At 67.8% G+C, this 19266-nt stretch carries 18 protein-coding genes; 14 read left to right on the forward strand and 4 right to left on the reverse strand.

Annotated features, from left to right (window positions below; translation table 11 throughout):
* Window positions 1-61: 61 nt before the first annotated feature.
* On the reverse strand, window positions 62-1018 hold the full coding sequence (locus tag EC839_RS15050; protein WP_007162217.1) for a LysR family transcriptional regulator: 957 nt from the start codon (window positions 1016-1018) through the stop codon (window positions 62-64).
* 208 nt (window positions 1019-1226) lie between these two features.
* On the opposite strand from EC839_RS15050, the gene EC839_RS15055 reads away from it, so the two are divergent.
* The 7 genes from EC839_RS15055 to EC839_RS15085 all read left to right on the forward strand — a co-directional run bounded on the left by EC839_RS15055 (window position 1227) and on the right by EC839_RS15085 (window position 9234).
* Complete coding sequence (locus EC839_RS15055) at window positions 1227-2960, forward strand: AMP-binding protein (protein WP_007162216.1); 1734 nt, start codon at window positions 1227-1229, stop codon at window positions 2958-2960.
* Window positions 2957-4471: a CoA-acylating methylmalonate-semialdehyde dehydrogenase gene (locus tag EC839_RS15060; protein WP_007162215.1), complete on the forward strand. Its 1515-nt coding sequence runs from the start codon at window positions 2957-2959 to the stop codon at window positions 4469-4471. Before EC839_RS15055 ends, EC839_RS15060 begins: the two co-directional genes overlap by 4 nt.
* Window positions 4472-4484: 13 nt before the next feature.
* A complete protein-coding gene (gene mmsB / locus EC839_RS15065; RefSeq protein WP_007162214.1) occupies window positions 4485-5381 on the forward strand; it encodes a 3-hydroxyisobutyrate dehydrogenase in 897 nt (298 codons plus the stop codon).
* Window positions 5378-6430: an enoyl-CoA hydratase/isomerase family protein gene (locus EC839_RS15070; RefSeq protein WP_007162213.1), complete on the forward strand. Its 1053-nt coding sequence runs from the start codon at window positions 5378-5380 to the stop codon at window positions 6428-6430. Before mmsB ends, EC839_RS15070 begins: the two co-directional genes overlap by 4 nt.
* Before the next feature lie 11 nt (window positions 6431-6441).
* Entirely contained in the window at window positions 6442-7593 is a 1152-nt protein-coding gene (locus EC839_RS15075; RefSeq protein WP_007162212.1) for an acyl-CoA dehydrogenase family protein, read from the forward strand.
* 138 nt (window positions 7594-7731) lie between these two features.
* Window positions 7732-8532, forward strand: coding sequence for a universal stress protein (locus tag EC839_RS15080; RefSeq protein WP_132832731.1), 801 nt, complete (start codon window positions 7732-7734; stop codon window positions 8530-8532).
* A gap of 150 nt (window positions 8533-8682) precedes the next feature.
* The gene (locus tag EC839_RS15085) at window positions 8683-9234 is read left to right on the forward strand and encodes an ATP-dependent Clp protease proteolytic subunit (RefSeq protein ID WP_007162210.1); all 552 of its coding nucleotides are present in this window, start codon (window positions 8683-8685) and stop codon (window positions 9232-9234) included.
* 62 nt (window positions 9235-9296) lie between these two features.
* On the opposite strand, the gene EC839_RS15090 is transcribed toward EC839_RS15085, so the two are convergent.
* Complete coding sequence (locus tag EC839_RS15090) at window positions 9297-11063, reverse strand: glycoside hydrolase family 5 protein (RefSeq protein ID WP_007162209.1); 1767 nt, start codon at window positions 11061-11063, stop codon at window positions 9297-9299.
* 398 nt (window positions 11064-11461) lie between these two features.
* On the opposite strand from EC839_RS15090, the gene EC839_RS15095 reads away from it, so the two are divergent.
* Together EC839_RS15095 and EC839_RS15100 are read left to right on the forward strand one after the other, a co-directional pair.
* Window positions 11462-11869: a response regulator gene (locus tag EC839_RS15095; protein WP_007162208.1), complete on the forward strand. Its 408-nt coding sequence runs from the start codon at window positions 11462-11464 to the stop codon at window positions 11867-11869.
* A gap of 65 nt (window positions 11870-11934) precedes the next feature.
* The gene (locus tag EC839_RS15100; RefSeq protein ID WP_007162207.1) at window positions 11935-12147 is read left to right on the forward strand and encodes a hypothetical protein; all 213 of its coding nucleotides are present in this window, start codon (window positions 11935-11937) and stop codon (window positions 12145-12147) included.
* 14 nt (window positions 12148-12161) lie between these two features.
* Here the strand turns inward: EC839_RS15100 and EC839_RS15105 are convergent, their stop codons facing one another.
* Window positions 12162-12623, reverse strand: coding sequence for an Lrp/AsnC family transcriptional regulator (locus EC839_RS15105; protein WP_007162206.1), 462 nt, complete (start codon window positions 12621-12623; stop codon window positions 12162-12164).
* A gap of 223 nt (window positions 12624-12846) precedes the next feature.
* On the opposite strand from EC839_RS15105, the gene EC839_RS15110 reads away from it, so the two are divergent.
* Genes EC839_RS15110 through EC839_RS15130 form a run of 5 tightly spaced genes read left to right on the forward strand, consistent with a single transcriptional unit; the run spans window position 12847 to window position 18831 of the window.
* Entirely contained in the window at window positions 12847-14079 is a 1233-nt protein-coding gene (locus tag EC839_RS15110; protein ID WP_007162205.1) for a thiamine pyrophosphate-dependent enzyme, read from the forward strand.
* 4 nt (window positions 14080-14083) lie between these two features.
* Window positions 14084-15142, forward strand: a complete 1059-nt coding sequence (locus EC839_RS15115; protein ID WP_132832732.1) for an alpha-ketoacid dehydrogenase subunit beta — start codon at window positions 14084-14086, stop codon at window positions 15140-15142.
* Window position 15143: 1 nt separating this feature from the next.
* The gene (locus EC839_RS15120; protein ID WP_007162203.1) at window positions 15144-16430 is read left to right on the forward strand and encodes a dihydrolipoamide acetyltransferase family protein; all 1287 of its coding nucleotides are present in this window, start codon (window positions 15144-15146) and stop codon (window positions 16428-16430) included.
* Between the two features lie 2 nt (window positions 16431-16432).
* Window positions 16433-17815, forward strand: coding sequence for a dihydrolipoyl dehydrogenase (lpdA, locus tag EC839_RS15125; protein ID WP_007162202.1), 1383 nt, complete (start codon window positions 16433-16435; stop codon window positions 17813-17815).
* Window positions 17812-18831, forward strand: coding sequence for an AraC family transcriptional regulator (locus EC839_RS15130; protein WP_132832733.1), 1020 nt, complete (start codon window positions 17812-17814; stop codon window positions 18829-18831). Before lpdA ends, EC839_RS15130 begins: the two co-directional genes overlap by 4 nt.
* Here EC839_RS15130 and EC839_RS15135 read toward each other — a convergent pair.
* Window positions 18828-19223 carry an ester cyclase gene (locus EC839_RS15135; RefSeq protein WP_007162200.1) on the reverse strand — a complete coding sequence of 132 codons (396 nt, stop codon included), beginning with the start codon at window positions 19221-19223 and terminating at the stop codon, window positions 18828-18830. The genes EC839_RS15130 and EC839_RS15135 overlap by 4 nt on opposite strands.
* Window positions 19224-19266: the final 43 nt, after the last annotated feature.

The following is a 19266-nucleotide window of genomic DNA, read 5'->3' on the forward strand; positions in this document are numbered from 1 at the left end:
CGACCGACAGCTCTGAGACCCCAGCCGGGTCCCGGGGTGCCGCACCGATCGGCAACGGGCTTCAGGGCGTCGGCCAGCCCAGCACTGGCGTGCGGGTTTCACCCAGCAGGAAGTCGCGATTGGCGTCGGTGCAGGCGCGCAGGTAGTCGGTCACCAGGGTGATGCGCCGCAGGCGGCGCAGGTCTTCGCGGTAATAGAGCCAGAATTGCCGGGTGATCTGGATCTGCTCCGGCAGCAGCGCCACCAGCCGCGGATCGGGCTCGGCGACAAAGCACGGCAGGATCGCCAGGGCGTGCCCGCACAGGGCCGCCTGGTACTGGGCGATCACGCTGGTGCTGCGCAGGCCGCTGCTAGCCTCGGGCAGGATCCGCTCCAGATAGAGCAGCTCGGGGCTGAAGGCGAGATCGTCGACGTAGGTGATGAATCGGTGGTGCTGCAGATCGGCCAGTTGCGCGATGGGCGGATGGCTGGCCAGGTAGTCGGCGGTGGCATAGAGCCGCAGGCGGTAGTCGCAGAGCTTGCGGCAGACATAGGGCCCGCGCTCGGGCCGCTCCAGGGTGATGGCGATATCGGCTTCGCGGCGTGACAGATTGACGAAGTGCGGCACCGGCAGCACCTCCAGGGTGATGCCCGGATAGCGATCCTGGAAGAAACTCAGCTGGGGCGCGACGAAGTAGCTGCCGAAGCCTTCGGTGGCGCCGATGCGCACCTGGCCGGAAGGCGCCAGCCGGGTATCGGAGATCTGCTCGCAGGCGGTCTGCAGGGTGCTCTCCAGGGTTTCCGCGTGCACCAGCAGACGCTGCCCTTCCATGGTGAGGCTGAAGCCGGTGCTGCGCGACTTCTCGAACAGCAGCGCGCCCAGCGCCTTTTCCAGGGCGGCGATCCGCCGCGACACGGTGGTGTAGTCGACCCCCAGCCGCCGGGCGGCCGCACTGCCCTTCTGGGTGCGCGCCACTTCGAGAAAGAATCTGAGGTCGTCCCAGTCGAGACGCGCAGCCGGGTTATTGGATTTTTGCATATCGGTCGGGCGTTTTTGTCGGAAGCCAGGAGACTTTTGCCGGAACTATACTGCTTACCAGGTCGCGTCACGAGCGGTGATGGCGCGAACCTCTGCTAGCCAACAACAATAACGAGCAGGCCACCATGACCCACCCTCACGCCCCATCCCGGCGCCAGGCCGGACGCTGCCCTTCCCTCCCGCCCCTGCAGGCCGCGGGGTATCGCTCATGACGGCCGGCGACGCCTTTCGCGAAGCGCGGGACTTCCTGCTGCGCCATCGCACCGACTACGCCACCGCCGTCCGCGATTTCCGCTGGCCGCAACTGGAACAGTTCAACTGGGCGCTGGACCATTTCGATCGCCTGGCCGAGGAGCATGCCGGTCCGGCGCTGTGGCGCCTCGACGCCGAGGGCCGGGAAGAGCGCTACAGCTTCGCCGAGTTGCGCCAGGCGTCGAATCGCACCGCCAATTTCCTGCGCGCCCAGGGTGTGCGCCGCGGCGAACGCATCCTGGTGATGCTGGGCAACGAAGTGGCGCTGTGGGAGACGCTGCTTGGCGCCTTCAAGCTGGGCGCCGTGGTGGTGCCCGCCACCACTCTGCTCAGCGATGCCGATCTGCAGGATCGGGTGCAGCGCGGGCGGATCGCCCACCTGGTGGTGGGCAGCGCCCACACGGAGCGTTGCGCCAGTCTGGATGCCGGCCTCACCCGCATCTGCGTTGGGGCGCCGGTGGCCGGCTGGCAACCCTATGCGCCGGCCGCCTGTGCCAGCGACTTCCTGCCGGATGGCCCGACCCTCGCCACGGATCCGCTGCTGCTCTACTTCACCTCGGGGACCACCTCGCGGCCCAAGCTGGTGCTGCACAGTCACAGCAGCTATCCGGTCGGGCACCTGTCCACCCTGTATTGGATCGGTCTGCAACCGGGCGATGTGCACCTCAACATCTCGTCCCCCGGCTGGGCCAAGCATGCCTGGAGTTGCGTCTTCGCGCCCTGGAACGCCGGCGCCTGCGTGTTCATCCATGACGTGCCGCGCTTCAAGCCCCAGGCGCTGCTGGAGGTGCTGGCGCGCTATCCGGTCACCAGCCTCTGCGCGCCGCCCACGGTGTGGCGGATGCTGATCCAGGAGGATCTCGCCGCCTATCGCGAGCGCCTGCAGCTGCGCGAGCTGGTCGGCGCGGGCGAACCGCTCAATCCCGAGATCATCGACAGCCTGCAGGCGGCCTGGGGGCTGATCCTGAGAGACGGCTTCGGCCAGTCGGAAACCACCGCCCTGGTGGGCAACACCCCCGGACAGCCGCTCAAGCCGGGCTCCATGGGGCGCCCGCTGCCCGGGTGTCACATCGCGCTGCTGGATGCCGATGGCCGGCCGGGCGACGACGGCGAGGTGGCCCTGTCCCTGCAACCACGGCCGGCCGGGCTGATGCTGGGCTACGAAGACAGCCCGGAAAAGACCGCCGAGGTGATGCGCGACGGCCATTACCGCACCGGCGATACCGCGGTGCGCGACGCCGAGGGCTACATCACCTTCGTCGGCCGCGCCGATGACGTCTTCAAGTCGGCGGACTACCGCATCAGCCCCTTCGAACTGGAGAGCGCCTTGATCGAGCACCCGGCGGTGATGGAGGTGGCGGTGGTGCCCAGCCCCGACCCCCTGCGCCTCAATGTGCCCAAGGCCTTCGTCATCCTGGCCGCCGGCCATTCGCCTTCGCCTGAACTCGCGCAGGAGCTGCTCGGCTTCGCCCGCGGCTGCCTGTCGCCCTACAAGCGGGTGCGCCGCCTGCAATTCGTCAGCGAATTGCCCAAGACCCTGTCCGGCAAGATCCGCCGCATCGAATTGCGCCTCGGCGAGGCCCAGCGCCGCGCCGGCGGCACCGCCGACCTCCACGACTACGCCGAAGAAGACTTCGCCGCCCACCCTGCCCCGGCCACCCCGGCCACCGCTCAGGAATCCCTGTCATGACCCAGACCGCCATCAAAGACGTGCCGCTGCTGATCGACGGCCAGTTCGTCACCTCCACCAGCCGCGAAAGCCGCGAGGTGATCAATCCGGCGACCCAGGAGGTGCTGGCGCGGGTGCCCTTCGCCACCGCCGAGGAGGTACAGCGCGCCGTCGCCAGTGCCAAGGCGGCCTTCGCCACCTGGCGCAAGACGCCCATCGGTGCCCGGGCGCGCATCTTCCTGCGCTATCAGCAGCTGATCCGCGAGCACATGAGCGAACTGGCCGCGCTGCTCACCGCCGAACAGGGCAAGACTCTGGCCGACGCCGAGGGCGATGTCTTCCGCGGCCTGGAGGTGGTGGAGCACGCCGCGGCCATCGGCAACCTGCAGCTGGGCGAACTGGCCAACAATGTCGCCAGCGGGGTGGACACCTATACCCTGCTGCAACCCCTGGGCGTGTGCGCCGGCATCACCCCCTTCAACTTCCCGGCGATGATTCCGCTGTGGATGTTTCCCATGGCCATCGCCTGCGGCAACACCTTTGTCCTCAAGCCGTCGGAGCAGGATCCGCTGGTGACCATGCGCCTGGCCGAGCTGGCGCTGGAAGCCGGGGTGCCGCCCGGGGTGCTCAACGTGGTCCATGGCGGACCGGCGGTGGTGGACGCCCTCTGCGATCATCCGGACATCAAGGCGCTGTCCTTTGTCGGCTCCACCCGCGTGGGCACCCACGTCTATCGCCGCGCCAGCGAAGCCGGCAAGCGCGTCCAGTGCATGATGGGCGCCAAGAATCACGCGGTGGTGATGCCCGACGCGCCCCGCGAGCAGACCCTGGCCAACCTGGTGGGCGCCGCCTTCGGCGCGGCCGGTCAGCGCTGCATGGCGGTTTCGGTGGTGGTACTGGTGGGCGAAGCCAACAGCTGGGTGCCGGATCTGGTGGCCAAGGCGCGCAGCCTCAGGGTGGGTGCGGGTCACGAGCACGGCACCGACGTCGGCCCGCTGATCTCCTGCCAAGCGCTGGACCGGGTCAGCGGCCTGATCGAGCGCGGGGTGAGCGAAGGCGCGACCCTGGAGCTGGACGGTCGCAACATCCAGGTCGAGCGCTACGAGAAGGGCAACTTCGTCGGCCCGACGCTGTTCTCCGGGGTGACCACCGACATGACCCTGTATCGCGAAGAGCTGTTCGGACCGGTGCTCTGCGTGATGCACGCGGCCACCCTCGACGAGGCCATCGCCCTGATCAACGCCAACCCCAATGGCAACGGCGTCGCCCTCTTCACGCGCTCCGGCGCCGCGGCGCGGCGCTTCCAGGAAGACATCGACGTCGGCCAGGTCGGCATCAACGTGCCCATCCCGGTGCCGGTGCCGCTGTTCTCCTTCAGCGGTTCGCGCGCCTCCAAGCTGGGCGACCTGGGGCCCTATGGCAAGCAGGCGGTGCTCTTCTATACCCAGACCAAGACCATCACCACGCGCTGGCCCGACGAGCAGGACGTCGGCAGCGCCGGGGTCGTCAACACCACCATCACCCTCAAGTAAGGGAGACGCCAGCATGCATCTGGGATTTCTGGGACTGGGCAACATGGGCGCGCCCATGGCCCGCAACCTGCTCAAGGCCGGCCATCAGCTGACCGTCTATGACCTTTCCACCGCCGCCCTCGAAGCGCTGCGCGCCGAAGGCGCCGAGGTCGCCGCCTCGCCCACCGCCGTCGCCGAGAGCGGCGCGGAAGTGATCATCACCATGCTGCCCGCGGCTGCCCATGTGAAGACGGTTTATCTGGGCGACGACGGGCTGATCGCTCGGGCCCGGCCGGGCACCCTGCTGATCGATTCCTCCACCATCGATCCGCTCAGCGCCCGGGCGGTGGCCAGCGCCGCCGCCGAGCGCGGTCTGGAATTGCTGGACGCACCGGTCTCCGGCGGCACCGGCGGCGCCGCGGCGGGCACCCTCACCTTCATGGTCGGCGGCAGCGAAGCCGGCTTCCAGCGCGCCCAGCCACTATTGGCCGCCATGGGCCGCAACCTGGTGCACTGCGGCGCCAGCGGCAACGGCCAGGTGGCCAAGGTGGCCAACAACCTGCTGCTGGGCATCTCCATGATTGGGGTGGCCGAGGCCATGGCCCTGGGCACCCGCCTGGGCATGGACGCCAAGACCCTGGCCGGAGTGATCAATACCAGCAGCGGGCGCTGCTGGAGTTCGGAGGTCAACAACCCCTATCCGGACGTACTGCCCCAGGCGCCGGCCTCGCGCGGCTACCAGGGCGGCTTCGCCGCCGACCTCATGCTCAAGGACCTGGGCCTCGCCACCGAGGCAGCGCGCGCCGTGCAGCAGCCGGTGATCCTCGGCGCAGTGGCGCAACAGCTCTACCAGAGATTCAGCCGCGCGGGTGGCGGCGGGCTGGATTTCTCGGCCATCATCCAGGACTACCTGGACGAGGACGGTGCATGAGCGACGCCAAGGTGCTGTTGGAAAGACGCGGCGGGGTCGGCTACCTGACCCTTGATCGCCCGGCCGGGCTCAATGCCCTGGATCTGGACATGGTGCGCGCCCTGCATGGGGCGCTGCGCGAGTGGGAGCAGGACCCGGGCGTGCGGGTGATCGTGCTCCGCGGCAACGGGCCCAAGGCCTTCTGCGCCGGCGGCGATGTGCGGGCGCTGTACGACAGCTACCAGCGCGGCGATGACCTGCACCTGACCTTCTTCACCGAGGAATACGCCCTCGACCTGGCGCTGCACCGCTATCCCAAGCCGGTGCTGGCCCTGGCCCAGGGGCTGGTGCTGGGCGGCGGCATGGGCCTGGTGCAGGCGGCGCGGCTGCGGATCGTCAGCGAGCGCACCCGCATGGCCATGCCGGAAACCGCCATTGGCTATTTCCCCGATGTCGGCGCCAGCCATTTCCTGCCGCGCCTGCCCGACCACCTGGGTCTCTATCTGGGCCTGACCGGCGTTCAGATCGGTCCGGCCGATGCCCTGGCCGCCGGCCTGGCCGATGTCTTCATTCCCGAAGCGGCTAACGCCGACCTGCTGCAGCGCCTGGAGGCAGCCACTGCCCAGGGCCCCACCGACCTGGCCGCCCTGCTGCAGGAATTCGCCGCGGCGCCGGCCGAAGCCGCGCGCCTGACCGATCTGCGCCCGGCCATCGCCGAGCACTTTGCGGCGGCCACCGTCGAGGAGCTGCGCGCCAGCCTGGAGGCGGAGCAGCGCCCCGCCTATCGCGACTGGGCGCAGGAGACCCTCGCCACCCTGGACGCCCGTTCGCCGCTGGCGGTCGCCACTGCCCTGGAGTTGCTGCGCCAGGGCGGCGGGCTGTCGCTGGAACAGTGCTTCGCCCTGGAGCTGCACCTGGATCGCCGCTGGTTCGAAAAGGGCGAGATCGTCGAGGGGGTGCGCGCCATGCTGGTGGACAAGGACCGCACGCCGCACTGGAATCCGGCCCGCTGGCAGGACCTGGATCCCCGCCGCGTCGCCGCCTTTTTCGCCGATTTTCGCCATTCCTGAGGGAGGCCCCCATGCACGACATCGAACTCACCGAAGAACAACGCATGATCCGCGACCTGGCGCGTGACTTCGCCCGCCGCGAGGTCGCGCCCCACGCCCGCGCCTGGGAAAAGGCCGAGTGGATCGACGACGCCGTGGTCGCCCAGCTGGGTGAACTAGGCCTGCTGGGCATGGTGGTGCCCGAGCAATGGGGCGGCACCTACCTGGATTACGTCGCCTATGCCCTGGCGGTGGAAGAGATCTCCGCCGGCGACGGCAGCCTCGGCGCCCTGATGAGCATCCACAGCTCGGTGGGTTGCGGCCCGCTGCTACGCTACGGCAGTGCCGCACAGCAGGACCGCTGGCTGCCTGACCTGGCCGCCGGCAAGGTCATCGGTTGCTTCTGCCTGACCGAACCCCAGGCCGGCTCCGAGGCGCACAACCTGCGCACCCGGGCGGTACTCGACGGTGACAGCTGGGTGCTCAATGGCAGCAAGCAATTCGTCAGCAACGGTCGCCGCGCGGGCCTGGCCATCGTCTTCGCGGTGACCGATCCGGAGCTGGGCAAGAAGGGCCTGTCGGCCTTTCTGGTGCCTACCGACACCCCCGGCTTTCGCGTCGAGCGCACCGAGCACAAGATGGGCCTGCGCGCCTCCGACACCTGCGCGGTCACCCTGGACAACTGCCGCATCCCGGCGGCCAACCTGCTGGGCGAGCGCGGCAAGGGGCTGGCCATCGCCCTGTCCAACCTGGAAGGCGGCCGCATCGGCATCGCCGCCCAGGCGCTGGGGATCGCCCGCGCGGCCTTCGAAGCGGCGCTCGGCTATGCCCGCGAGCGCATCCAGTTCGACAAGGCGATCATCCAGCACCAGAGCATCGCCAACATGCTGGCGGACATGCATACGCGCCTCAATGCCGCGCGGCTGCTGATCCTGCATGCGGCGCGACTGCGCACGGCGGGCCAGCCCTGTCTGAGCGAAGCCTCCCAGGCCAAGCTGTTCGCCACCGAGACGGGCGAATGGGTGTGCTCCAAGGCCATCCAGATTCATGGCGGCTACGGCTACCTGGAGGACTACCCGGTGGAGCAGTACTACCGCGACATCCGCATCACCCAGATCTACGAAGGCTCCAGTGAAATCCAGCGCCTGCTGATCACCCGGGAACTCGATCGCTACGAAATGTGAGGGCGTCCGGGATGACGGCCGTGACCTGCCCAGCAAAAGCCGAAGATGACACCCAGGCGTCATCTGGACAGCACTGGGCGGGTGCTACGCTCCTGACAGGGATCGTGTCTGGTCCCGGTCTTGCCAAGGAATACCGTTATGGCCTCCCTGCTCGCCTGCATCGATGGATCTCCCCACGCCGAAAGCGTCTGCGACCACACCGCCTGGTTGTCGCGACGACTGGACGCGCCCGTCGCCCTGCTGCACGTGCAGGAGTCGGCCAGCAGCGGCAAGAAGGTCGCCAACGGCGCCCCGGTCTATCTGGACGATGACGTCGGCGCCGGCATGGCCAAGGCGCTGCTGCTCAATGCCCGCCAACGCCTGCTGCAGCAGGGCCTGACCTCGGCGCCGCAGATCCTGCGCCGCCCCGAGGGGCTGGTGGATACCCTCAAGACCCTGGAAGCCGACACCCGCCTGCTGGTGATCGGCAAGCGCGGCGAGCGCTCCGGGGACAGCGGCATCGGCAGCCAGCTGGAGGCCGTGGTCCGCGCCGTGCACCGGCCGATCCTGATCTGTTCGGGGCCGTTCAAGCCGCCGCGGCAATTCACCATCGCCTATGACGGCCGGGAAGCCACCCACCAGGGCATCCTGGCGCTGGCGCGCAGTCCGCTGCTGGCCGGCATGAGCGGCACCCTGCTGCGCGTCGGCGAAGACGATCCGATCCTGCGCAAGCGCCTGGATGACCTGGCCCTGCTGCTGCGCAGCGCCGGTTGCCGGGTCGACACCACCGTCGCCCATGGCGACGTGGAGCGCATCGTCCCCCGCCACCTCGACGAACGCCGGGCCGACCTGCTGATCATGGGCGCCTACAGTCACTCCTCGGTCTGGCGCTTCCTGCGCGGCAGTCGCACCACCCAGCTGCTGCACAAGACCGAAGTACCGATGCTGCTGCTGCGCTGAGACCGCGCCTCTACCCGGGCACAGCCCATCCGCTCGGGACGCGTTTCGTCGGCCAGCCGACGCCAGCGCTCAAGCCCACCCGAAAATCGCCGAAGCAGAAGACATAGAGCCCTGCCCTCTGTCGGGCTCCCCGGCGCGTCGGTAGGCCCCATGAGCACCCATGTCATCCATTTCACCGGTCCCATCAATTCCACCAGCTGCGGCCAGCTGATCGCCCAGTGCTCCCAGGCCGTGCAGCAGGACGCCTCGCGCATCCTGCTCAAGATCGCCACCATGGGCGGCGATTGCAGCTACGGCTTCACGATGTACAACTTCCTGCTGTCCCTGCCGCTGCCGGTGCATACCCACAACCTGGGCACCGTCGAGTCCATGGGCAACATCCTCTTCCTGGCCGGCGAACACCGCACCGCCAGTCGTCACAGCAAATTCCTCTACCACTCCTTCTACTGGAATCTGAACAACTCGGTGGACCATGCGCGCATGGCCGAATACGCCATGTGCCTGGACTACGACCTGGATCTCTATGCCCGCATCGTCGCCGAGCGCACCGCCGGTGCCGCCGAGGCCCTGGACATCCACAGCTGCCTCAAGGCCAACGCCCGGCTGCTGAGCCCGGAAGCGGCCCTGACCACCGGGGTGATCCATGCCGTCGACGAATGCCGCGTGCAGCCGGGTGAGGTCACCACCTTCATCCATCTTTGAGCAGGCAATAAAAAACCCGGTGACCTTTGGCCACCGGGTTTTTTATTGCCCGATCCCGGGGATCAGCGGCTGAAGGACACCAGGGTGTTGGGGTAGCCGACGCTGGCATCCAGGCGGCTGGCGTCGAAGAACACCCCCAAGTTGTTGGCACCATCCTGCACATAGCTGATCTTGAGGATCTGGCCATTGACCAGGCGTACCGAGCCACCCAGCTTGAAGGCCGAGCGATTGGCCGCGGTGGCCGGGATGGAGATGGCCGCGGCGCGACGGTAGACCCCGCGGTTCCAGTCGGCATTGGTGAAGTCGTTGATGGCGCTGCTGACGCTGGCGGCGCTGGTCACCCCGGTGGGCGACACGGTCACGGTCTTGGGATAGCCCACGGCGTTGCCGTTGAAGGGCGTGCCTTCGGTGAAGACCCCCAGGCTGTTGCCGGCCTGCACCGAGGAGATCCGCCGCACCTGGCCATCCGCGGTGGTCAGGTAGGCACCGGCCTTGAAGGCGGCGCGATTCACCGCGGTACCGGGTACCGAGACAGCGGCCTTCTTGAGGAACACCCCCTTGTGCCAGTCCGAGTTGGTGAAGTCGTTGATCACCGAGGTAACCGTGCCTGCGGTCGCGCCATTGCTCGGCGGCACCTGAACGCCTGCATTGCTGCCTGCGTTTCCGGTGTTGCCGGCGCTGCTGCCGCTGCCGGCATTGCCCACGGCGCCGGCGCTACCGCCAGCCGAACCGCTGTTGCCGGCCGTGCCACCACCGTTGGCCGGGGTGGTGCTGCCGCTGGCGACCGGGCCGATGGCGGTGCAGCTGCTGTCGTCCAGGTACTTGCGCAAGGTCGGCCACTGCGGCCGCTCCTGGCCATTGATCGGCTCCACCGACATGAAGTAGCTGCCCCAGCCCGGACCCGCGGCCCAGTAGGAGGCCGGGATGCAGTTCTGCTTGAGGTAGGCCAGCATGTTGTCCATCAGCAGGTTCCAGCGCGGATTGTTGTCCGGTACGCCGAATTCACCGATATAGCCGCGCTTGCCATTCTTCTTCAGCCAGTCGACGAAGGGCTTCACCCGGGTCACGCCATAGTTGGCGTCGAGCTTGTTGACGTCGGTCTTGTCGTAGCTGCCGCCAGCGTTCTCGTCGAAGTAGGAATGCGCCGAGAAGATGATGTTGTTGGCCGGATCCTTCAGCCCCAGCAGGGCATCGTTGAACTCGGCCCAGCGGGTGGCGCTCGACCAGCCGTTGCCTTCGACGATGACCGGACGAGTGCTGTCCACCGCGCGCACGCCATTGATGCCGTACTGGGCCGCGGTCGGCCAGTAGGCCATGGCATCGTGGGGCTCGTTCATGATGTCGTAGGCGTACAGCGAGGACTGGCCGCTCCACTGCCGCGCAATGTGGGTCATGATCTCCTGATAGCGGGCATAGGGGACGCCACTGGTGCCGATAACCTGACCGCGATAGCGGGCATAGTTGTGCAGGTCGAGGATGATCTTGATGCCGTGCTTTTGCGCATAGCCGAAGGTCTGGTTCACCAGGGCGACGTAGGCACTGTCCAGCGGGCCACCCAGCTTGGGTTGCAGGCGCTCCCAGATGATGGGGAAACGGATCAGTTTGACGCCCCGCGCGCTCCACTGCTGGAAGTAGGCCTCCACCGGGAAGATGTAGTTGGTGCCATTGATGCCGGGCAGCACCTGGGGCGCGAAGCCCGCACCCGACAGATTCAGACCGACCAGGCTGACAGGCTCGGCCTGGGCAACGCCAGCGGACAGCGCGAGAACGGTGGCGGCCGCGGCGAGCGGACGACGAAGGGCGGTAGCGAGGGAGCGGATAGGCGTCATGGACAGATACTGCTTTGGGAGGCGTGGCGTCGATGTCCTTTGTGTACGAGCAAAGCCTGGGTTTAGGTAAGGCCACTGGGACGTGACAAGAAAAGCACTCTGCGTCCTGCAGTTGCCTTACCGAATACAAGTCATATGCCAGGTCGCTGAAACCTTTCACCGCGGCGGTGGTCCTGCAGGGCCGCAGGGTGTCGCAAAACACCGCTCTAGAGCCTTTGCAGGAAACGTAACCAAATATGCGTGGCATGGCGTCGCAGCGTGCGAAAGCTGCGCGCGACAAAATAATCACGGCACGAAGACAGAAATCTGACGCCAGATTTAGTGGCACATGGCCTGGGGAATTTTCCCGGGTCGCCGCTATCCAAGGCTCAGCAACGTCTTGTATATAAGGTCCAGTCATGCGCGCAGAACAGCCGGGAACCCCTGTCTTCCGACCCACCATCCTGGTGGTGGACGACGAGCCACTGGTCGCGGATTTCGTTACCGAGATCCTCGAACCCGAAGGCTTCAATATCATCGCCGCTGACTCCGCCGATGCTGCCTTGTCACTGTTGGAGAAAGAGGACGCCAATATCGACATCCTGTTGACGGACATCCGCATGCCCGGCTCCATGGATGGCGCTCAACTGGCCAATCTGGTGTGCCAACGCTGGGCAGATATGCCCATTATTGTCATGTCCGGCTACGAAACGCCGTCTACCGCCAGCATCAAGTGCAAGGTGCGCTTCCTGCCCAAGCCCTGGTCCATCGGTCAATTGATCGATGCCGTGAATGGCGTCGCCTATTCTGTTACGCCCAGCGCCTGAAGATTGAGGAACCCTGGCGATGTGAATGGTGTCACATCGCCACCTCGGTACTTCGGACAACAACAATGCTTGCCCTCACCCACCAGTTCGTCGCCCAGCTGCCCAACATCGACTGCCTGTTCGGCCCCCTGACCCCGGATGGCGGTCTGCCGGTGCAAGTCTGTCGTCCCGCCAGCGAACGTCGCCTGACCCTGATGCTGGATACCGCCCGCCTGCGCGACCGCGCCTATTGCGCAACCCAGGCGCAGCAGGTCCGCACTTCCCTCGGTATCCGCTAGTCGTTGCACGCGCCTCATAGCGGCGGCGCCGGTCGCAACAGCACGGCCTTGAGCGAAAAGGCCGAGGTCACGCTGGCCACCCCGGGAATGCAGGTCAGGGTCTCGGCGAGAAAGTGCTGGTAGGCTGCGAGATCCTGCACCACCACCCGCAATACATAGTCCGCATCCCCGGTCATCTGGAAACAGCTCATCACCTGGGGCGCCTTGACGATCTCCCGCTCGAAGGCGCGCAGGTAGTCCGTGGACTGCTTTTCCAGGCGCACCGACACGAAGACGCTGACACTGCCCGCCAGCCGGGTTTCATCGAGCTGGGCATGATAGCCCTGGATGTAACGCTCCTCCTCCAGCCGCTTGACCCGCCGTAGCGTCGGGGTCAGCGACAGCCCGATCTTCTGCGCCAGATCGCGCCAGCTCAGGCGGCCATTGGCGGACAGGGCGTTGAGGATGCGCAGGTCGATACGGTCCAGACCAGCCATGGTGCAAAACCTCTACTGTTGTTCTTGTACGAAGTTCAATAGCACCAAAAGGCCGGACTGCCCACCCCGAAATTGCGGCAAAACGGCTAGCCATGCCGGCCTATACTCAGGCGACCAATAACAAGAATGCCGAGGCCTCCACCATGTGGCACCCTGCATCGCATCCGGACGGCCAACCCGTCCTGCGACCCACCCGCACCCTCTTCCACCAGGAGGGGCGGCCATGAGCGACTACCCACCCCTGCGCTTGCACGTTCCCGAACCCAGCGGCCGACCGGGACGGCCCACCGACTTCAGCTACCTGCAACTCTGCCCCGCCGGCCGTGCGGAAAAGCCGCCCATCGACGTGGCACCGGTGGATACCCGCGAGCTGGCGACCCAACTGATCCGCATCCTCGACGAAGAGGGTCGCGCCGTCGGCCCCTGGGCCACCGAAGAAGCGCCCGAATTGCTGCTGCAGGGCCTCAGGGCCATGCTCAAGACCCGGCTGTTCGATGCGCGGATGCTCAAGGCCCAGCGGCAGAAGAAGCTGTCCTTCTATATGCAGTGCCTGGGCGAGGAAGCCATCGCCGTCGGCCAGACCCTGGCCTTGCGCCCGGACGACATGCATTTCCCCACCTATCGTCAACAGGGCATCCTCATCGCCCGCGAGGCGCCGCTGGACGAGATGATCTGCCAGCTGCTGTCCAACGCCCGGGATCCGCTCAAGGGTCGCCAGCTGCCGGTGATGTACTCCTACCGCGACCTCGGCTTCTTTTCCATCTCCGGCAACCTGGGCACCCAGTACATCCAGGCGGTGGGCTGGGCCATGGCCTCGGCGATCAAGGGTGACACCCGCATCGCCGCCGGCTGGATCGGCGACGGCGCCACCGCCGAAGGCGATTTCCACGCCGCCCTCACCTTCGCCCACGTCTACCGGGCGCCGGTGATCCTCAACATCGTCAATAACCAGTGGGCCATCTCCACCTTCCAGGCCATCGCCGGCGGTGAAGGCATCACCCTGGCTACCCGTGGCCTCGGCTACGGCATCGCCGCCCTGCGGGTGGATGGCAATGACTTTCTCGCCGTGCTGGCCGCCTCGCGCTGGGCCGCCGAACGCGCCCGGCGCAACCTGGGGCCGACCCTGATCGAGTGGGTGACCTATCGCGCCGGCCCCCACTCCACCTCGGACGACCCATCCAAGTACCGTCCCGCCGACGACTGGACGCACTTCCCCCTGGGCGATCCCATCGACCGGCTTAAAGCACACCTGATCGGTCGTGGCCTCTGGTCGGACGAACAGCACCAGGCGCTGAGCGCCGAGCTGGAAGCCGAGGTGGCCGCTGCCCAGAAGGCCGCCGAAGCCCACGGCACCTTTGCCAGCGATCTCGCCCCCAGCGCCGCCGACATGTTCGAGGAGGTCTACCAGGACCTGCCGCCGCACCTGCGCCGCCAACGCCAACAGCTCGGGAAGTGACGCCATGACCGTACAACAGGAAACCGACCTGCCGACCCAGGCCGGCAGCCGCAGCACCCTGACCATGATCCAGGCCATCCGCTCGGCCATGGACGTGATGCTCGAACGCGACAGCAATGTGGTGGTGTTCGGCGAGGACGTCGGCTATTTCGGCGGCGTCTTTCGCTGCACCGAGGGCCTGCAGGCCAAGTATGGCGCCTCGCGGGTATTCGACGCGCCCATCTCGGAGAACGGTATCGCCGGCGCCGCGGTGGGCATGGGCGCCTACGGCCTGCGGCCGGTGGCGGAGATCCAGTTCGCCGACTACGTGTACCCGGCCATCGACCAGATCGTCTCCGAGGCGGCGCGGCTGCGCTTTCGCTCGGTGGGGCAGTTCACCTCGCCGCTGGTGTTCCGCATGCCCTGCGGTGGCGGCATCTATGGCGGCCAGACTCACAGCCAGAGTCCCGAGGCCATGTTCACCCAGGTCTGCGGGCTGCGCACCGTGATGCCCTCCAATCCCTATGACGCCAAGGGCCTGCTGATCGCTTCCATCGAGAGCGACGATCCGGTGATCTTTCTCGAACCCAAGCGCCTCTACAACGGCCCCTTCGACGGCCATCACGACCGCCCGGTGACGCCCTGGTCCGGCCATCCGGCCAGCGCCGTGCCGGACGGCTACTACCGGGTCGAGCTGGAACGCGCCGCGGTGGTCCGTCCCGGCAAGCAGGTCACGGTGCTGACCTATGGCACCACCGTCTGGGTCGCCCTGGCGGCGGCCGCCGAGACCGGCATCGACGCCGAGGTGATCGACATTCGCAGCCTTTGGCCGCTGGACCTGCAGACCCTCACCGATTCGGTGAACAAGACCGGCCGTTGCGTGGTGGTCCACGAAGCCACCCGCACCTGCGGCTATGGCGCCGAGCTGGTGTCCCTCATGCAGGAGCACTGCTTCCATCGCCTGGAGGCGCCCATCGAGCGGGTGACCGGCTGGGATACCCCCTATCCCCACGCCCAGGAATGGGACTACTTCCCGGGTCCGTCCCGGGTCGGCGCCGCGCTCAAGCGCGTGATGGAGGTCTGAGATGGGTACCCATGTCATCAAGATGCCCGACATCGGCGAAGGCATCGCCGAGGTGGAACTGGTCAAGTGGTACGTGGCGGTGGGCGACGAGGTCAGCGAAGACCAGACCCTGGCCGACGTCATGACCGACAAGGCCATGGTGGAAATTCCTTCGCCGGTGGTGGGCCGGGTGGTCGCCCTGGGCGGCGAACCTGGCCAGGTAATGGCCGTAGGCGCCGAGCTGATCCGCCTGGAGGTGGCCGGCGACGGCAATCTGCGCGAGGCCAGCCGCCCCGCGCCGGTGGCAGCCACTGCGGCGCCAGCCCCCAAGGCGGAAGCGCCCAAGCCCGAGGCGGCTCCAGCCCCGCGTCGCGCGGAAGCGGAGGTCCCGCGCGACGACGACCGACCAGCTTCCCGCCCGGCCCCCGGCAGTCCGCCGCTGGCGTCTCCCGCGGTGCGCCAGCACGCCTGGGACCTGGGCATCGAACTCCGCTTCGTCACCGGCAGCGGTCACGGCGGGCGCATCCTGCATGGCGATCTGGAGGCCTATGTGCAGCAACGCGACGCCGGCTTGCCGCCCGCCACTGGCGGCGGTGGCCTGGCGAAACGCAGTGGCGAGGAGCGCATCCCGCTGATCGGCCTGAGACGCAAGATCGCCGAGAAGATGCAGGCCGCCAAACGGCATATCCCCCACTTCACCTATGTGGAAGAGGTGGATGTCACCGAGCTGGAAGCCCTGCGCGCCACCCTCAATCAGCGCTGGCAGGGTCGTCGTGCCCACCTCACCCTGCTGCCCTTTCTGGCGCGAGCCCTGGTGGTGGCGGTACGGGACTTTCCGCAGATGAATGCGCGCTTCGACGAAGAGAGCAGCACCGTGACGCGCTATGGCGCGGTGCACCTGGGCATCGCCACCCAGGGCGAACAGGGGCTCGCGGTGCCGGTGGTCCGCCACGCCGAGGCGCTGGATCTCTGGGGCTGCGCCCAGGAGGTGGCGCGGCTGGCCACCGCGGTGCGCGGCGGCAAGGCCGGTCGCGACGAACTCTCCGGCTCGACCCTGACCATCAGCAGCCTGGGTCCGCTGGGGGGCATCGCCTCCACGCCCATCATCAACCATCCCGAGGTGGCCATCATCGGCGTCAATCGCATCGTCGAGCGCCCGGCCTTCCGCCATGGGCTGGTGGTACCGCGCAAGCTGATGAATCTCTCCGCTTCCTTCGACCACCGGCTGATCGATGGCCAGGACGCCGCCAGCTTCATCCAGGCCGTGCGCCAGCTGCTCGAACAACCCGCCACCCTCTTCCTGGAGTAGCCATGGACACCCGACTCCTCATCATCGGCGGCGGCCCCGGCGGTTATGTCGCCGCCCTGCGCGCCGCTCAGCTGGGCATCGCCACCACCCTGGTGGAGGGCGCCGCCCTTGGCGGTACCTGCCTCAACGTTGGCTGCATCCCCTCCAAGGCGATGATCCATGTCGCCGAGGAATTCCATCGCGCCTGCGGTCGCGCCGACCAGGGCGCCCTCGGTATCCGCCATGGCCGCCCGGAACTGGACCTCGACCAGGCCGTGGCCTGGAAGAACGGCATCGTCGATCGCCTCACCACCGGCGTCGCCGCCCTGCTCAGGAAGCAGGGGGTGACGGTGATCGAGGGCTGGGCCGAGATCCTCGACGGCAAGACCGTGGAGGTGCAGCGCGCCGGTGGCGAACGGCTGCGCATCCGTACCGAACACCTGGTGCTGGCCATGGGCTCCACCTCGGTGGAATTGCCCAGCCTGCCCTTCGGTGGCCCGGTGATCTCGGCCACCGAGGCCTTGTCGCCTACAGAAATTCCCGAGGATCTGGTGGTGGTGGGCGCCGGCTATATCGGCCTGGAGCTGGGCATCGCCTATCGCAAGCTGGGCGCCCGGGTCGCGGTGGTGGAGGCTCAATCGCGGCTGCTGCCCGGCTACGATGCCGAGCTCACAGCGCCGCTGCGCCAGCGGCTGGAACGCCTGGGCATCGAGCTGCACCTGGGCTGCACCGTCGCCGGGCTGGCCGCGGGGGGCGCTGGCCTGCGAATGACCCGCGGTGACGGCGAGGAGCAGATCCTGCCGGCCCAGCGCATCCTGGTGGCGGCCGGTCGCCGGCCCCGCACCGAAGGCCTGGAGCGCCTGCCGCTGGACTACGACGGCCGCTATATCCGCGTCGACGACGGCTGCCGTACCAGCATGACCGACGTCTGGGCCATCGGTGATCTCACCGGCGAACCCCTGCTGGCCCATCGCGCCATGGCCCAGGGCGAGGTGGTCGCCGAGCTGATCGCCGGCAAGCGGCGGCGCTTCGCGCCGGTCGCCATCCCGGCGGTCTGCTACACCGATCCGGAAATCGTGGTGGTCGGCCTGACCCCGGAGCAGGCCAAGGCCCAGGGGCTGGAGACCAAGGTCGCCAGCTTCCCCTTCGCCGCCAATGGCCGTGCCCTCACCTTGGAGGCGCCGGAAGGCTTCGTGCGGGTGGTGGCTCGTGCGGACGACCATCGCATCCTCGGCTGGCAGGCCACCGGGCAGCAGGTGGCGGAACTGGCCACGGCCTTTTCCCACAGCCTGGAAATGGGCATGCAACTGGAAGACGTCGCCGCCACCCTGCACCCCCACCCCACCCTGGGCGAAGCGGTGCAGGAAGCGGCGCTGCGCGCCCTGGGCCGGGCCCTACATCTGTGACCGGCCTGCCGCGCGACAGCCTGGCGCTGGGCATCCTCGACGAAGCCCTGGCCGGGCTGTGCCGACGCAGTGGTCAGGCGCCGGAGGCCCTGCTCGCTGCCGAAGGCGTCCAGCCAGCCGAGCTGCTGCTTGACCGCGAGCGCCTCTCGGCGCCGCTGTTCGGCCAGCTGTGGTATCTCCTGGCGTGGCGTTTCGATGACGAGTTCTTCGCCCTTGGCCCACGCCCGCTCCCGGCCGGCAGCTTTGCCTTTCTCTGCCAGAGCACCCGCCTGCAACCGACCCTCGGTGACGCCCTGCGGCAGAGCGCCGACTTCCTGCGCCTGACCCTGGGCGTCGATCTGCGCCTGCAGCGCAATGGCGGGCAGGCGACCCTGCGGCTGGCCCCCGGCAGCCTGCCGGGTAGCTTTGCCGTCTTTACCCTCTGGCTGATCCTGCATGGCCTGGCCTGCTGGCTGGTAGGCCGCCGCTTGCCACTGGCGGAGATTCGCCTGACCGCCCAGGAGCCGCCGGCGGAACTGCTGGCCGACTATCGCCAGCGCTTCGGCACCCACCTCAGCTTCGCCCACGGCGAAGACTGCCTGCTGCTGGACGCCGCCGTATTGGGCCTGCCGATCCGCCGCAGTGCCGCGGATGCGCGTCGCTTCATCGCCGCCGCACCGGGCAATCTGCTGGTGCACTATCGCGACGACGCCAGTCTGATCGCCCGCATCCGCGCCCTGCTGCGCAGTCGCGCCCCGGAAGACTGGCCGGACGCCGTCAGCCTGGCCGCGACCCTGGGTCTTTCGGCTGCGACCCTGAGACGCCAGTTGGCGGCGAGCGGCCAGACCTACCAGCGCCTCAAGGACGAACGTCGCTGCCGCCTGGCCTGCCGCCAGCTGGATCAGGGCGCCCTGCCCCTGGAGGAGCTGGCCCTGCGTCTGGGTTTCGCGGATCCCCGCTCCTTCCAGCGCGCCTTTCGCAAGTGGACAGGCTTGAGCCCCCTGGGCTATCGCCAGCGCCAGAGTCGCGCGGGTTAGCCCTCGGCCAGCTGGGCGGCGATGGCGGCGGTGTCGATCACCGAGCGCACCTCACGGATTCGCCCGTTCTCGAAGCGATAGAAGACGTGCTCGCTGAAGCGCACCCGCCGTCCGTTCACCGCCAGCCCGAACAGCTCGCCGCGTGGCGTGCAGTCGAAGTTCAATTGCGCGGCCAGCCAGGGCGCCTCCACCACCAGCAGCCGCGCGGCAAAGTGCACATAGGGAATGGCGGCATGATCGCCTTCGAGCATGGCCTGGTAGCCCGCCAACCCCAGGGGCCGGCCGTTGTGCTCGACGGCGTCGTCGACATAACGGCCCAGCTCCGCCCAGGCCTGGCGGTTGAGGCAGTCGAGGTAGGCCTGGTAGTGCTTGCGTAGTTCTTCGACTGACAACGTCGGATGCCCCAGGGGTTGGACGCTGATCGCACGGAGCCGC

The organism is Pseudomonas sp. JUb52, from assembly GCF_004341115.1.
Lineage (GTDB): Bacteria > Pseudomonadota > Gammaproteobacteria > Pseudomonadales > Pseudomonadaceae > Chryseomonas > Chryseomonas oryzihabitans.

Excerpts from the sequence above, each read along its gene's own strand:
- EC839_RS15050 (WP_007162217.1), bottom strand. The coding sequence starts at position 1,018 with ATGCAAAAATCCAATAACCCGGCTGCGCGTCTCGACTGGGACGACCTC.
- EC839_RS15055 (WP_007162216.1), top strand. The coding sequence starts at position 1,227 with ATGACGGCCGGCGACGCCTTTCGCGAAGCGCGGGACTTCCTGCTGCGC.
- EC839_RS15060 (WP_007162215.1), top strand. The coding sequence starts at position 2,957 with ATGACCCAGACCGCCATCAAAGACGTGCCGCTGCTGATCGACGGCCAG.
- mmsB (WP_007162214.1), top strand. The coding sequence starts at position 4,485 with ATGCATCTGGGATTTCTGGGACTGGGCAACATGGGCGCGCCCATGGCC.
- EC839_RS15070 (WP_007162213.1), top strand. The coding sequence starts at position 5,378 with ATGAGCGACGCCAAGGTGCTGTTGGAAAGACGCGGCGGGGTCGGCTAC.
- EC839_RS15075 (WP_007162212.1), top strand. The coding sequence starts at position 6,442 with ATGCACGACATCGAACTCACCGAAGAACAACGCATGATCCGCGACCTG.
- EC839_RS15080 (WP_132832731.1), top strand. The coding sequence starts at position 7,732 with ATGGCCTCCCTGCTCGCCTGCATCGATGGATCTCCCCACGCCGAAAGC.
- EC839_RS15085 (WP_007162210.1), top strand. The coding sequence starts at position 8,683 with ATGAGCACCCATGTCATCCATTTCACCGGTCCCATCAATTCCACCAGC.
- EC839_RS15090 (WP_007162209.1), bottom strand. The coding sequence starts at position 11,063 with ATGACGCCTATCCGCTCCCTCGCTACCGCCCTTCGTCGTCCGCTCGCC.
- EC839_RS15095 (WP_007162208.1), top strand. The coding sequence starts at position 11,462 with ATGCGCGCAGAACAGCCGGGAACCCCTGTCTTCCGACCCACCATCCTG.
- EC839_RS15100 (WP_007162207.1), top strand. The coding sequence starts at position 11,935 with ATGCTTGCCCTCACCCACCAGTTCGTCGCCCAGCTGCCCAACATCGAC.
- EC839_RS15105 (WP_007162206.1), bottom strand. The coding sequence starts at position 12,623 with ATGGCTGGTCTGGACCGTATCGACCTGCGCATCCTCAACGCCCTGTCC.
- EC839_RS15110 (WP_007162205.1), top strand. The coding sequence starts at position 12,847 with ATGAGCGACTACCCACCCCTGCGCTTGCACGTTCCCGAACCCAGCGGC.
- EC839_RS15115 (WP_132832732.1), top strand. The coding sequence starts at position 14,084 with ATGACCGTACAACAGGAAACCGACCTGCCGACCCAGGCCGGCAGCCGC.
- EC839_RS15120 (WP_007162203.1), top strand. The coding sequence starts at position 15,144 with ATGGGTACCCATGTCATCAAGATGCCCGACATCGGCGAAGGCATCGCC.
- lpdA (WP_007162202.1), top strand. The coding sequence starts at position 16,433 with ATGGACACCCGACTCCTCATCATCGGCGGCGGCCCCGGCGGTTATGTC.